Annotated in this window: 12 protein-coding genes; all 12 read left to right on the plus strand. The window is 35.8% G+C overall.

Going from position 1 to position 15,254, the window contains the following annotated elements; all coding sequences use genetic code 11:
- Positions 1-179 precede the first annotated feature (179 nt).
- The 12 genes from coaBC (at position 180) to C7J90_RS07880 (ending at position 15,177) form a co-directional block, all read left to right on the plus strand.
- A complete protein-coding gene (gene coaBC / locus C7J90_RS07825) occupies positions 180-1,388 on the plus strand; it encodes a bifunctional phosphopantothenoylcysteine decarboxylase/phosphopantothenate--cysteine ligase CoaBC (RefSeq protein WP_174688360.1) in 1,209 nt (402 codons plus the stop codon).
- Positions 1,385-3,793, plus strand: coding sequence for a primosomal protein N' (gene priA / locus C7J90_RS07830; protein ID WP_103208780.1), 2,409 nt, complete (start codon positions 1,385-1,387; stop codon positions 3,791-3,793). Before coaBC ends, priA begins: the two co-directional genes overlap by 4 nt.
- Positions 3,794-4,457: 664 nt before the next feature.
- A complete protein-coding gene (def, locus tag C7J90_RS07835) occupies positions 4,458-4,946 on the plus strand; it encodes a peptide deformylase (protein ID WP_103208800.1) in 489 nt (162 codons plus the stop codon).
- The gene (gene fmt / locus C7J90_RS07840; RefSeq protein WP_103208782.1) at positions 4,939-5,871 is read left to right on the plus strand and encodes a methionyl-tRNA formyltransferase; all 933 of its coding nucleotides are present in this window, start codon (positions 4,939-4,941) and stop codon (positions 5,869-5,871) included. Before def ends, fmt begins: the two co-directional genes overlap by 8 nt.
- The gene (gene rsmB, locus C7J90_RS07845; protein WP_103208784.1) at positions 5,872-7,182 is read left to right on the plus strand and encodes a 16S rRNA (cytosine(967)-C(5))-methyltransferase RsmB; all 1,311 of its coding nucleotides are present in this window, start codon (positions 5,872-5,874) and stop codon (positions 7,180-7,182) included. It abuts the gene before it with no gap.
- Positions 7,179-8,273, plus strand: a complete 1,095-nt coding sequence (gene rlmN, locus C7J90_RS07850) for a dual-specificity RNA methyltransferase RlmN (RefSeq protein ID WP_103208786.1) — start codon at positions 7,179-7,181, stop codon at positions 8,271-8,273. The genes rsmB and rlmN overlap by 4 nt, the downstream gene beginning before the upstream one ends.
- A gap of 6 nt (positions 8,274-8,279) precedes the next feature.
- The gene (locus C7J90_RS07855) at positions 8,280-9,023 is read left to right on the plus strand and encodes a Stp1/IreP family PP2C-type Ser/Thr phosphatase (RefSeq protein WP_103208789.1); all 744 of its coding nucleotides are present in this window, start codon (positions 8,280-8,282) and stop codon (positions 9,021-9,023) included.
- The gene (gene pknB, locus C7J90_RS07860) at positions 9,020-11,062 is read left to right on the plus strand and encodes a Stk1 family PASTA domain-containing Ser/Thr kinase (RefSeq protein WP_103208791.1); all 2,043 of its coding nucleotides are present in this window, start codon (positions 9,020-9,022) and stop codon (positions 11,060-11,062) included. The genes C7J90_RS07855 and pknB overlap by 4 nt, the downstream gene beginning before the upstream one ends.
- Before the next feature lie 204 nt (positions 11,063-11,266).
- Positions 11,267-12,532: a cytochrome P450 gene (locus tag C7J90_RS07865; RefSeq protein WP_103208793.1), complete on the plus strand. Its 1,266-nt coding sequence runs from the start codon at positions 11,267-11,269 to the stop codon at positions 12,530-12,532.
- A 479-nt stretch (positions 12,533-13,011) separates the two neighbouring features.
- Positions 13,012-13,887, plus strand: a complete 876-nt coding sequence (gene rsgA, locus C7J90_RS07870; protein WP_103208794.1) for a ribosome small subunit-dependent GTPase A — start codon at positions 13,012-13,014, stop codon at positions 13,885-13,887.
- Positions 13,888-14,538 (plus strand): ribulose-phosphate 3-epimerase, encoded by a 651-nt coding sequence (rpe, locus tag C7J90_RS07875; RefSeq protein ID WP_103208796.1) that lies wholly within the window; start codon positions 13,888-13,890, stop codon positions 14,536-14,538. It abuts the gene before it with no gap.
- Positions 14,539-14,541: 3 nt separating this feature from the next.
- Positions 14,542-15,177 carry a thiamine diphosphokinase gene (locus tag C7J90_RS07880; protein ID WP_103208798.1) on the plus strand — a complete coding sequence of 212 codons (636 nt, stop codon included), beginning with the start codon at positions 14,542-14,544 and terminating at the stop codon, positions 15,175-15,177.
- Positions 15,178-15,254: the final 77 nt, after the last annotated feature.

Raw genomic sequence — 15,254 nt, forward strand, 5'->3', positions numbered from 1 at the left:
TTATAATAGAACTGATAGCATATCTTGAGAGGGCACGACATATTAAGTCTGTTAAAAAAGATAAAATCTGCTGACATGTGAATTCGCATAAAACTTTTAAAAATATGAGAAAAGTTTTTATGAAATTACTGCTAAATATACTATAATGCAAGTAACTGTCAATAATCAGGAGTGAAATTATGAAAAATATTTTAGTCGCTGTTACAGGTGGTATTGCAGCATATAAAGCGATTGATTTAACGAGCAAACTAACGCAAAGTGGATACAACGTACGAGTGATGTTAACCCAACATGCACAAGAGTTTGTGACCCCTTTAGCTTTTCAAGCCATTAGCCGTAATGCGGTTTATACGAATACGTTTCATGAGGAAAATCCAGCTGAAATACAACATGTGGCATTAGGGGATTGGGCTGATGCAATTGTTGTTGCACCTGCTACGGCAAATATCATTTCTAAATTAAGTCATGGTATTGCTGATGATATGGTAACGACTACACTTTTAGCAACAGAAACACCAAAATTTATTGCAGCTGCTATGAATGTGCATATGTATGAAAATCCGCGAATCCAACAAAATATGAAAATATTAGAACAAGACGGGTATCATTTCATTGAGCCAGGCGAAGGATTTTTAGCATGTGGTTATGTTGCAAAAGGGCGTATGGCAGAACCTATGGAAATCCAAACAGTCATTGAACGAGATGTGAAACAGTTGAAAAGTGCTGAAGCTACTGAAACATATTTTAAAAATCGCAAAGTATTGATTACAGCAGGTCCTACGATAGAAGAAATTGATCCAGTGCGATATGTTTCAAATCGTGCATCAGGCAAAATGGGATATGCTTTAGCGGAAGCGTTACAAAAGCAAGGGGCTTTTGTTACTTTAGTCAGTGGGCCAACACATTTAGAAGTGCCTCAGAATATCGACTTCATTCAAGTGTATAGTGCCGATGAGATGTTTAAAGCAGTAGCAGAAAGATTCGACTATCAAGATATAGTCTTTAAAACAGCAGCAGTTTCGGATTACACGCCCGTTGAACATTTAAATCACAAAATGAAAAAGCAAGACGGGAACTTAATTGTTGAGTTTAAAAGGACACAAGATATATTGAAATATCTAGGACAACATAAAAAACATCAGAAATTAGTCGGCTTTGCAGCAGAAACACAAAATGTTGAAACTTATGCACGTGAAAAATTAAGTCGAAAAAACGCCGATGTGATTATAGCAAATAACGTTGGTGACACGACAATCGGTTTTCAATCTGATGAAAATGAAGTTTCACTTTATTTTAAAGATGGTTCAACGATTTCAATTGACAAAACGAGTAAAAAACAACTTGCTTACGAAATATTATCAGCATTAGAAGGAAGTTGGCAAGAATGATTGCACAAGTTATTGTAGATGTGGATTCCAAAAGTGTCGACAAAACTTTCGATTATTTGATACCTGATCAGCTTGAATCAATTATCCAGCCCGGTGTGCGTGTCGTTGTCCCTTTTGGACCTCGTCAAATTCAAGGATATGTAATGTCATGTATTCAAGATGAAGCAGCGGAAGTGGATCGAACACGACTAAAACCAATTTTGGAAGTGAAAGATATTCAACCCGAGCTGACAAAGGAATTGGTAGATTTAAGTGAATGGTACAGTCAAAACTTTGTATCTAAGCGTATATCAATTCTTGAAGTGATGTTACCAAGTGCAATTAAAGCAAAATATCAAAAAGCATTTAAAATAATGGATTCATTACAGATACCCGATGAAGTCCTTCGATTATTTAACCGGGACGGCTATTATTTTTATAAAAAAGCGCAAGAAGACCAACAAATTGAAACGATGATGCACTATTTAAATAAAGGTGCTATTCGAGAAGAGACGCTTTTATCTCAAAATACAAAAAAGAAAACACAAAAGGCAGTAAGAATTGCTCCAGATATCAATCATGATGAATTATTAATGCAATTGGAAAGTAAACCTAAGCAGTATGAGCTTGTTTGTTTTTTGCTAGATGAACAACACCGTGATGTATTTTTAAAAGAACTAATCGATATGTCTTTTTCACCTTCTTCAATTAAAACGCTTGAAAAGTATCAAATCATTGAAAAATACGACGCAATCATTGAACGTGATCCATATGAAGGACGTGTCTTTGAGCAAGAATTGAAACGTCCTCTAACAAGTGAACAACGACAAGCGTATAATGCGATACTGCAATCTGTAAAAAATGAAAATAATGAGACATTTTTAATGCATGGTGTGACTGGTTCTGGGAAGACAGAAGTGTATCTGCATATCATTGAGGACGTATTAAATAAAGGACAAAATGCAATGATGCTCGTACCTGAAATTGCCCTAACACCTCAAATGGTATTGAGATTTAAAGCGCGATTTGGCGATGAGGTGGCAGTACTGCATTCCGCGTTGTCTAAAGGAGAACGTTATGATGAGTGGCAAAAGATTCGAGATGGACGAGCACGTGTGAGTGTAGGTGCACGTTCAAGTATTTTTGCACCGTTTAAAAATCTGGGGATTATTATTATCGATGAAGAACATGAGGCAACGTATAAGCAAGAAGATTACCCGCGATATCATGTTAAGGATATTGCGGAGTGGCGCTGTCAATATCATCAATGTCCACTTATTTTAGGGAGTGCAACACCGAGTTTGGAAAGTTATGCGCGTGCTGAAAAAGGGCTCTATACATTACTATCGATGCCTACACGAGTTAATCAAAGGCCTTTGCCTCAAATCGACGTGTGTGATATGCGAGAAGAGTTAGCAAATGGTAATCGGTCCATGTTTTCTGAAAAACTTTCAGAAGCGATTGAAACGCGTCTCCAAAAAAAGGAACAAATCGTACTATTTCTGAATCGACGTGGCTATGCGTCTTTTATGTTATGTAGGGACTGTGGACACGTACCACAGTGTCCGAATTGTGATATTTCGCTAACTTATCATAAGTCAAGTGACCAATTAAAATGTCATTATTGTGGTTATCAAGAACAAGCACCGATGCGTTGTCCGAATTGTGAAAGTGAACATATTCGTCAAATGGGAACAGGAACACAACGCGTAGAAGAACTATTACAACAACGCTTTCCTGAAGCGCGTATTATCCGGATGGATGTCGATACGACAAGCAAAAAAGGCAGTCACGAAAAATTGTTAAATCAATTTGGAAATGGTGAAGGTGACATTTTATTAGGAACGCAAATGATTGCGAAGGGATTGGATTTTCCAAATATTACTCTTGTTGGTGTCCTTAATGCAGATACTATGCTGAACTTACCTGATTTTCGTTCGAGTGAGAGAACTTTCCAAATACTGACGCAAGTTGCGGGACGTGCAGGGCGTCACGACAAATCAGGGGAAGTCATTATTCAAACGTATAATCCTACGCATTATGCAATAGAGTATGTCAAACAAGCGAATTATATCGATTTTTATCGAAAAGAAATGGCATATCGACAACTGGCAAAATATCCGCCGTATTACTTTTTAATTAGCTTTACAGTTGCGCATCAAAATATGAAAGATGTACTGCAAGCTTCGACGCATATTCATCAGCTATTAATACAACAGTTAAGTGACAAAGCATTAATTCTAGGACCATCACCTGCACCACTCTCTAGAATTAATAATGAGTATCGGTTCCAAGTACTTGTAAAGTTCAAAAGTGAACCAACGCTCATTCAAATTTTAAGGTATCTCGATGATTACTATCATGAACTGTATCATAAAAAGAAATTATCATTAAAGATTGACATCAATCCCTATATGATGATGTAAATAGTTAGATAAAGCGTTGATTATCAGTTTTCACATGTTTTGAGACAATTGATAGAATATCGTTAAGGGCAGAAAAAGGGCAGATGGCTCAATAAGATAGATTTTCCAATTTATCAGTGAGCTGTTTGTCTTTTTTTGATTAAAGGGAAGTACTCAGCTCAATATAACAGTTTTAATTGGCTCTCAGTCAAATTGTACTGGTCGTATTAAATTAAGGCGTTATGCAATAATGGATTGCTTAACTCCTTTTTCGTTGTGTGATCATAAAGTCTTGAACATTAATGCCTCTTTTAATACAACATAAATCAGTAAAATTGAGTTGGTAAAACATGCTTTATAACTTAGGGGTGTGAATAAATATAGCACATTTGATTGATTCCTAAGCCGAGACTTCTGAGGCGCCTAGAAAAGCGAGGCTTTATGGAACAATCAAATAAATGAAATTATTTATACACCAGTCCGATTTACTATAGAACCTTTTAATTTTACTAATATCATTACAACAAAGAGGATTATTGAGCTCCTCTGACATTTTTATCATCAAAAGTAAACTATGAAAGAGGCAAATATGAAGGTCATTTGTTACGATATGAGAAAGGACATCGCATTTTATAAAAATTTAAGTTATAATATAACGATGAATTTTGATGAGGAGCGTTCCGAAATGGCAATTCAAAAAATATTAACACACTACCATCCCACACTACGCCAAAGTGCAAAAGAAGTTAAAGTATTTGATGAACATATTGAAAAAGTGATACAAGATTTAGAAGATACAATGTTTGACGCAGAAGGACAAGCGTTAGCTGCACCACAAATTGGCATATCTGAACAGATTGCTATTGTTGATATGGAGCAAGACGGACTACTTCAACTCATCAATCCATCTGTTGTAAGTGAATCTGAGAAGAAAACGACTGAGTTAGAAGGTTGTTTGAGTGTACCTGGACGATTTGGAGAAGTGACGCGAAGTCAAATGATCAAAGTAAAGAGTTTTGATCTTAAAGGCAATGAAGTTGAGCTCACAGCGTATGATGATATTGCGCGTATGATTTTACATGTGATAGACAATCTTAATGGGATTCTTTTTATTGATGTGATGGATCGTGAAATTTCAGATGCAGAATTGGAGGCGTATTTAGAAGATGAGTAAAATAATTTTTATGGGAACACCTGATTTCTCAACACCAATTTTAGAAATGTTAATTCAAACAGAAGAAGTTGTAGCAGTTGTGACACAACCGGATAGACCTGTTGGGCGAAAACGTAAAATGACACCACCACCTGTTAAGCGTGTCGCTGAAAAACACGGTATCCCTATTTATCAACCAGAAAAACTAGCTGGGTCAGATGAATTAAATGATTTACTAAAAATAGAAAGCGATTTAATTGTGACGGCTGCTTTCGGTCAATTGTTGCCAGAAGTTTTACTTAATGCTCCAAAGCGAGGGGCAATTAATGTTCATGCTTCATTATTGCCGAAATATCGTGGAGGTGCTCCAATTCATCAGGCTATTATTGAGGGCGAAAAAGAAACAGGTGTCACAATTATGTACATGGTTAAAAAGTTGGATGCGGGTGACATCATTTCACAACGTGCTATCCCTATTGAAAGAGAAGATAATGTTGGTACCGTTCACGATAAATTAAGTCAATTAGGGACAGACTTGTTGCAAGAAACATTACCAGCAGTTTTAGCAGGAACAAACGAACGTATACCACAAGATGAGGATAAAGCAACATTCGCTTCTAATATTCAAAGAGAAGATGAACGAATTGATTGGTCTAAAGATGCTGAGACCATTTTCAATCATATTAGAGGCTTATCACCTTGGCCTGTTGCATATACAACATTGGATGAGAAAACAATGAAAGTATACGCCGCACAAATCGTAACTCGCCAAAATGGGCCTGCCGGTCAAATTATTGACGTAACGAAGAACCTTATCATTGTAGGAACAGGTTCAAATGACGCAATTGGATTATCGGAAATTCAACTTTCCGGAAAAAAACGTATGCCAGTAAGCCATTTTTTAAGTGGTGTTCAAGAGTCGCTTGTCGGAAAGGATTTAAAATAGATGGTCAACGTTCGTGAACTTAGCTTCAATACATTAGAAGATATATGGAAAAATGAGGCTTTTAGTAATTTAAAAATCAATGAAGTTTTATCTTTGCATCACTTGTCAAATGTCGATAAAGGGCTCTATACTGAACTCGTATACGGTACAATCAAACGTAAGTTGACACTCGACTTTTATTTAAAACCATTTGTTCAGACAAGGTTAAAAGGATGGGTAAGGCGTTTATTATGGATGAGTATTTATCAGTATGTTTATCTCGATAAAATTCCAACACATGCCATCATACATGAAGCTGTTGAAATAGCTAAAAAAAGAGGCGGAGTACAAGTAGGTAATACAGTAAACGCAATCTTAAGGCAAATGACATCTAAAGCTTTACCCGATATAAGTTCTATTCGAGATACTCATCAGAGATTATCAATTCAATATAGCTTACCGGTATGGATTGTTAAACATTGGCAAACCCATTTTGGTCAAGAGACAACTCAAAAAATAGCGAAACATATGTTAGAACCTGTGATGCAAACAGTACGTGTCAATCAAACGCGTATGACAGTTGAAGAGGCTGTTCGACAACTTCAATTGGAAAAGTTTGATGTTAAGCGTGATGAGGATATCGACGTATGCCTTCACGTGTCAGGCCAGCCGATTATACAATCTCAGTTGTTTCAAGACGGTTTGATCAGCATTCAAGATAAAAGTTCTATGTTTGTTGCTGAATTAATGAACTTACAATTAGGAGATACTGTACTAGATAGTTGTAGTGCACCAGGTGGTAAAGCATGTCACATGGCAGAAATCTTAAATGGTCAAGGACAAGTTCTAGCACAAGACATTCATGATCATAAGATTAAGCTCATTCAACATAATATTGATAAACTACAGTTAAAAAGGATTACAGCAAGGCAACATGATGCAACTCAACCGATAGAAGGCACTTTTGATAAGATACTTGTTGATGCACCTTGTAGTGGCTTAGGTGTACTTAGACATAAACCTGAAATTAAATATACAATGACACCTCAAAAAGTCGATCAATTAGTACAAATACAATTAGAAATTTTGGAAAATGTCTCTAAAAATTTAAAGGCAAATGGGACATTAGTTTATTCAACATGTACAATAGAGCAAATGGAAAATGAAAACGTTATTTATACGTTTTTGAAGCAGCATCCTGAATTTGAATTTGCACCATTTATCGATCCTAAGACAAAAGAGTATGTCAAAACGTTACAAATTTTACCGCAAGACTTTAATTCGGATGGATTTTTTATAACTAGAATAAGACGGAAAGGATTAATTTTATGATTACTGCGGAGAAGAAAAAGAAAAATAAATTTTTACCCGACTTTGAGAAGCAATCTATTTATTCTCTGAGATTTGATGAGATGCAAGATTGGTTGAAATCACAGGGGCAACAAAGTTTTCGAGCGAAGCAAATTTTTGAATGGTTATATGATAAACGTGTTGACCAATTTGATGAGATGACAAATATTTCAAAAGATTTGTGTCAATTATTGAAAGAACATTTTACGATGACAACTTTAAAAACAGTTGTACGCCAAGAGAGTCGCGATGGTACAATTAAGTTTTTATTTGAGCTTCAAGATGGGTATACGATTGAAACGGTATTGATGAGACATGATTACGGTAATTCGGTTTGTGTGACGACACAAGTTGGGTGCCGAATTGGTTGTACGTTTTGTGCCTCAACTTTAGGAGGATTAAAGCGTAATCTTGAATCCGGCGAAATTGTCTCTCAAGTGTTAACTGTACAAAAAGCGCTAGATGAAACAGATGAGCGTGTATCATCTATCGTTATTATGGGGATTGGTGAACCGTTTGAGAATTATGATGAAATGATGGACTTCTTAAAAATTGTGAATCATGATAACAGTTTGAATATAGGTGCCCGTCACATCACTGTTTCAACATCGGGAATTATTCCGCGTATCTATGATTTTGCCGATGAATCTTTACAAATTAATTTTGCTGTCAGTTTACACGCAGCTAACAATGAGATTCGCTCCAAATTGATGCCTATAAACCGTGCATATGATGTTGATAAATTAATTGAAGCAATCGAATATTATCAAAAACAAACAAATAGACGTGTGACGTTTGAATATGGATTATTTGGTGGTGTAAATGATCAACTTGAGCATGCACGTGAGTTAGCGGGATTAATCAAGCATTTAAATTGCCATGTTAACTTAATTCCTGTTAATCACGTACCAGAAAGAAATTATGTCAAAACACCTAAAGATGATATATTTAAGTTTGAAAAAGAGTTAAAACGTTTAGGAATTAATGCTACAATCAGAAGAGAACAAGGTTCAGATATTGATGCTGCATGTGGGCAATTAAGAGCAAAGGAACGACAAGCAGAAACGAGGTAGATCACGATGCTAAAGGCAGAGTTATACACGGATATTGGACATTATCGTGAACAAAATGAAGATGCTGGTGGTATTTTTTACAATCAAACAGATCAACAGTTATTAGTCATTTGCGATGGGATGGGTGGCCACCAAGCAGGAGAGGTGGCAGCCCGCTTTGTGGTTGATGCGATTAAAGAGCGCTTTGAGGCAGAAAATTTAATTGAAGAACATCAAGCTGAGTCATGGTTGAAACGTCTTTTACAATCAATTAACCGTGAGTTATACCTATTAGCTGAAACCAATCAATCCTATCAGGGTATGGGAACAACTTGTGTATGTGCACTTATCTATGATCATCATATGGTAATCGCCAATATTGGTGATTCACGAGCATACCTTATTAATGAAAGACGCTGTGATCAAATAACAATTGATCATACTTTTGTCAATCAATTGGTGATGCTAGGACAAATAACAAAAGAAGAAGCTTACCATCATCCAAGAAGACATATTATTACTAAAGTGATGGGGACAGATAAATTAGTGACCCCTGATATATTCACTAAGCGCACGCACTTTTATCAATACTTACTCTTGAACTCAGATGGACTAACAGATTACGTTAAACCTGAACAAATTCATGATATTCTCATGCACGCCAAAGATTTGAAAAGTGCTGGAGATGCATTGCTCAATGTTGCTCAAAAAGAAGAGGCAAAAGACAATGTTTCATTTATTCTCGCTGAAATCGCAGGTGATCCAGTATGATAGGAAGAATGATTAGTGAAAGATACGAACTGAAACAGTTACTCGGTGGCGGTGGTATGTCTAATGTTTATATGGCATGGGATATTATTTTGAATCGTAAAGTTGCACTGAAAATGATTCACATCCCACCTAATGAAAAACATGAGACGATTAAGCGATTTGAAAGAGAAGTACAGAGTACAACGCTATTAACACATGAAAATATCGTTAATGTGCTAGATGTGGGCGAAGAAGAGGATTGCTTCTTTTTGGTCATGGAATACATAGAAGGTCCAACACTCTCAGATTACATTAAAACGCATGGTCCGCTTCCACCTCAAAAAGCCGTTCAATTTTTTGAACAAATTTTAAAAGGAATTCAACATGCTCATGAAAAAGGGATTGTTCATAGAGATATCAAACCTCAAAATATGATCATTAATCGTGATCAAGTAATTAAAATTGTGGATTTTGGAATTGCTAAAGCGTTAAGTGAAACAGCTATGACACAAACCAATCACGTTGTTGGTACAGTTCAATATTTGTCACCTGAACAAGCGAAAGGTGAAAAAACAGGAGAGCGTTCTGATATTTACTCTCTTGGTATAGTGCTCTATGAAATGTTAATAGGCTCACCACCATTTACTGGTGAAACGCCGGTAAGTATCGCGATTAAACAAATACAAGAAACAGTTCCTAACGTCACGGAAAAGCGAAAAGATGTTCCTCAATCTCTAAGTAATGTCATCTTAAAAGCGACTGAAAAAGATCAGTCTCACCGTTATCGTTCTGTTTCTGAAATGGCACATGATACCTCAACAGCGCTTAATCAAAATCGTGCCAATGAGACAAGGTACTATACCGATGAAAATGCGACCAAAACATTAGCAATTGATAAACAATCAATTGCTAATGCTAAGGCACAACACAAAAAGAATACAAACAAGACTGCACAAATTCCAATTATTCCCACAAAAGAGCGTCAAAATAAGGATATGCATTATCAATCTACACCGACTAAACCTAAACGCTCCTTACGTAAAAAGATATGGTTTTCAATTATCTTTTTACTCTTATTTATAGGTTTATTTGTTTTTATGTTGGCAGCGATGACTGGGAATAAATACAGTCAAGTTCCAAATGTTATTGGACAAAATGAAGAGGACGCCAAAAGTCAAATTGAAAAGCAGCACTTAAAAGTGGGGCAAGTGACAAGTAGTTATAGCGATGACTATGATAAAGGTCGTGTAATCAAATCATCTCCAACGTCAGAAAGTAAAGTGCGACAGAACAGTTCAGTTGATTTAGTCGTTTCGAAAGGTCCACATATTGAAAAAATGCCGAATGTGATTGGATTACCTAAATTAGAAGCTGAAGCGAAATTAAAAGCGTTAGGCATTGAAAAGATTAATTATAATACAGCATATACAGAGAGCAATATCGCAAAAGGGAATATCGAAGCACAAAGTGTCAACCCGAATGAAAATGTTCACGTCACAAAAGATGAAGTTACATTAACAGAGTCTTTAGGGAAACAACAAGTGTATATTGGCGATTATACTAATCAATCATTTGAATCGGTCAAAAACGAGCTTGAAAATGAAGGTATGAGTGTCGTCGTAGAAAAAACGAGAAGTGACAATGATATTCCAAAAGATTACATTATTAATCACACACCTAAGAATAAAGAAGTTGATAAAGGTGAAGAAGTACGCTTTATCGTCTCGACTGGTTCTGACAAAGAAGATCAAAAAGATAAGGAGACACAAGATAAAGCTAACGATAATGAAAGTGACGATGCTTCAGAAGCACCAGATAAGCAGTATCAACATACGATTTCGATTCCGTATTCTGGCAAAGACGAAAAACCTCAAAAGGTAGAGATCTTTATAAAAGATAAAGATAACAACTATTCAAGCCCTTCAGAGACATTTTCAATTACGAAAAATACACAACATGCTGTTAATCTAGTTGTAGAAGATGGAGAGGAAGCATCTTATACAGTCAAAGTTGATGGTAAGACAGTGGCAGACAATACAATTCAATATGATGATTTTTAAATTATTTTAAGCAAGGTGTAAAATCAGTGCCTTCGTTTTACGAAACGTATACAGGCATTTTGGATTTTCACCTTGTTTTTTGATGTAGGTTATATATAGGTATGAGCTATGTAATAAGGTTTGTTTTGAAAGGGATGGGGTGAATAGGTTATAGTTAAATAAAGGATTGAAACATTAATATGAATGAATTTGGGGGCTTACGAAATGAACAAAATACCAAAAGATAAAGGGCTAGACAATACTTTGAAAATAGTAAAAGAGGCATACACATATGTTCCTCGTCGTCTTGAAGCATTTGATACAAATATATTTGAAACAAGAGCATTAGGTATGAAAAAAGTCCTTGTAGTGAGTGGTAAAAAAGCAGCTGAGTTGTTTTATGATAATGAAAAGATATCTCGTAAAGGTGCATTACCTAAGCGTATTGTGAATACTTTGTTTGGTCAGGGCGCCATTCATACTACAGAGGGGAAACAACATGTTGATCGTAAAGCACTATTTATGTCGTTGATGACTACTAAAAATTTAAAATATCTCAGAGAACTAACACGTAATTATTGGTTCGCACATACACAACGTATGGAAGATATGGATGAAGTTAATGTCTATGAAGAAGCAACTTTATTATTAACAAAAATTGGATTTCGCTGGGCAGGATTAAAGCAAACGCACGAAGAAGCAGTACAGAATGCTAAAGATATGGATTTGCTCATTGATTCGTTTAGTGCATTAGGACAATCTCCCGCTGGTTATAAAAAAGCTAAAAAAGCGCGTGAACGTGTCGAAAAATTTTTAGAGCATCAAATTAAAGCGGTACGAGAAGGTGAGCAATATGCAGCACCTAACACAGCGCTTTATGAGTTTGCGCATTGGAAAGATCTAAATGATAAGCCAATGGACTTACATTTATGTGCAGTTGATTTAATGAATGTGGTGCGTCCTTTAGTAGCGGTCAATCGTTTTGTAAGTTATGCTGTCAAAGCCTTAATAGAGTTTGATCAAGAACGTTTAAAGTTACAAGTGACAAAGGATCAAAATTATGCATATAAGTTTGCACAAGAAGTACGTCGAATCTTTCCTTTTGTTCCATTCTTGCCAGGTCGCTTGAAGCAAAATATTGAATTTGACGGTTATTCATTAAAGAAGAACACTTTGATTATTTTAGATGTATTTGGCACAACGCATGATCCGAAATTGTTCGAAAATCCATATCAGTTTAACCCGAACCGTTTTGAAGATTGGGATGGTAGCCCGTTTGATTTGATTCCTCAAGGTGGAGGAGATTTCTATACGAACCACCGATGTGCAGGTGAATGGATGACAGTTATTGTGATGGAAGAAACGATTAATTATTTTGCAAATAAAATAGATTTTAGCGTGCCTACCCAAGATTTATCTGTTAAATTAGATCAATTTCCAGGTAAGGTGACAAGTGGCACAGTCATTCGTAATGTTAGACCTAGACGATAATATATTGATGTTGTACTGGATACCTCAACTTTCGCGACTTAAAAAGGGGTCATCGAAGTTCAATTCTGACTGCTCAACAGAATCCTTGCAGTTTTGTAAAATTTAAGAAGTGATTTTACGTGTGGGTTGCGTTCTGTGCGAAGTCTAAACACAATTTCAATACGCGTATGCATCTCTTTTATAGTAAGTAAGGCCTTTATTTGAGAATGTAAGGCATGTAGAACAATCTTTAAACGCATATACGACCTCACTTAAAGATGTTTTAAATGCAGTGCTGTTGTCTTCATTCCAAGATGAGTAAAGGAAAACTTACTTTAATAGAGGTGCAATTTTTTGTGGAATTATTATTTAATAGGAATGTGGTATTGATGAGATAGGTACAAAGCGTCTATTTGAATGGATTGTTTAATATATATGTTTTATGCATATCATTTTGTTATAATAGGTACGTATCATGACAATAAAAAAGAGGTGTGAGTTTGAAAACAGGTCAAATTATTAGATCTTTAAGTGGCGTATATCGCATTGATGTAGATGGAACAATGTACGACGCTAAACCTAGAGGACTATTTAGAAAAAAGCAAATAACCCCAATCGTCGGTGATATTGTCGATATAGATGTTGAAACATATACATCAGGCTACATTCAACACATACACGAGCGACGTAATGAACTAAAAAGACCGCCAGTCAGTAATATTGATTTATTAGTCATTGTGATGAGCGCGGTAGAACCTGATTTTTCGACGCAGTTATTGGATCGATTTTTAGTGATTGCACATTCTTATGGGTTAACGCCACGTATCGTGATTACCAAGAAAGATTTAATATCTGAATCGAAACATCAAGATATTCAAAATCTATTATCTGTTTATGAACTCATAGGTTATCAAACCCAATTTATTGGGATTGGTGATGATATATCAGAAATCGTCCAGGAATGGGAGCCTGGACTTGCCGTTTTGAGTGGTCAATCAGGTGTTGGGAAGTCCACATTAATTAATCATTATCGTCCAGACCTTCATTTAGAAACAAATGCAATATCGCAATCATTGAATCGAGGGAAACATACGACAAGACATGTTGAATTATTTCAAAGAGAGCACGGCTTTATAGCTGACACGCCAGGATTTAGTGCGTTAGATTTTTCGCATATCGAAAAAGAAGATTTGCGAGATTATTTTTTAGAGATGAGTCAAACTGGCCAAGATTGTAAGTTTAGGAATTGTTATCATATGAATGAGCCTAAATGTGCTGTAAAACAAAAAGTACAAGACAACCAAATTGCTGAATTCCGTTATGAACATTATGTTCAATTATACAATGAAATTTCAAATCGAAAGGTACGATACTAAATGACAGAAGTATATCCCTCATTATTATCAGCAGATTTTTTGAATCTCAACAAAGAATTGGCGCAACTTGAAGCATCGGGTGTAGATGGTTTGCACTTTGATGTTATGGATGGGCAATTTGTACCCAATATTTCAATTGGCTTTCCAATCCTTGAAGCGATTCGACCTCACACGACATTACCGATAGATGTTCATTTAATGATTTCATCTCCAGAGGATTATATCGATATGTTTTGTAAAAAAGGAGCAAACAAGCTCTCTGTTCACATAGAAGCGACACCGCACATTCACCGTGCAATTCAAAAAATAAAAGCGCATGACGTTGAAGCGGGTGTAGTTATTAATCCAGGTACGCCAGTTGATGCTATTGATTCTATTCTACATGATGTTGACTATGTTTTAGTGATGTCTGTTAATCCTGGCTTTGGTGGACAAGTGTTTATCAAGCATACTTTAGAAAAAATTAAACAACTTTCAATCCTTAGACAAAAACATCAGCTTTCATTTAAAATTGAAGTTGATGGTGGTATCAATGCCGATACATCAACTCAAGTGATAGAGGCTGGCGCAGATTGGTTAGTTGCTGGATCATATTTCTTTAGTCAAACGAATTATCAAGAGGCTGTGAATATATTAAAGAGTGGGGAGTAATTCATGAAAAAAAGTATTCATTTGTTATGTAGCCGACGTCAATTACCGAAAAGCATTCTTTCAAGAAAAGTAAATGAAAACTGGGCAGGTGTCGATAGCGGAACAATTGCATTACTTGAAGCGAATATTCAACCCAAATTTGCAGTTGGCGATTTTGACTCCATTTCAGCTCAAGAGCGAGCATGGATTAATGAACGTATAAATATTAATCCGGAACCTGCTGAAAAAGCGGATACGGACCTTGCAATCGCAGTTAATAAAGCAGTTAATATGGGATACCAGACGATAAAAATTTATGGTGCTACTGGTGCGAGATTAGATCATTTCATGGGAGCAATGCAACTTCTTAAGTATCCTCATTATCAATCATTAAAGATTCAGATTATTGATGATAAGAATGTCATTGAATTGTTAACACCAGGTGTATATAAAAAAAGACACAAAAAGATGTATGATTACATCTCTTTTATCCCAACTTCTGATGAGGTGATTTTGTCGTTAAGTGGTTTTAAGTATGATTTGCATCATGAAGTGTTGTGCGAAGGTTCAACGTTAACCATTTCAAACGAATTTGAAAGTCATTATGGGGTCATTGAGGTGCATAAGGGACTAGTTTATCAGATTCGTAGTCGAGATTAAATGTTGACTTAAAGCATGTAGAGAGAAAAATAAACGAAATGATTGATTCGTATTATTTTATAGATTATAGCTTGAAG

The organism is Staphylococcus felis, assembly GCF_003012915.1.
In the GTDB taxonomy this organism is placed as follows: domain Bacteria; phylum Bacillota; class Bacilli; order Staphylococcales; family Staphylococcaceae; genus Staphylococcus; species Staphylococcus felis.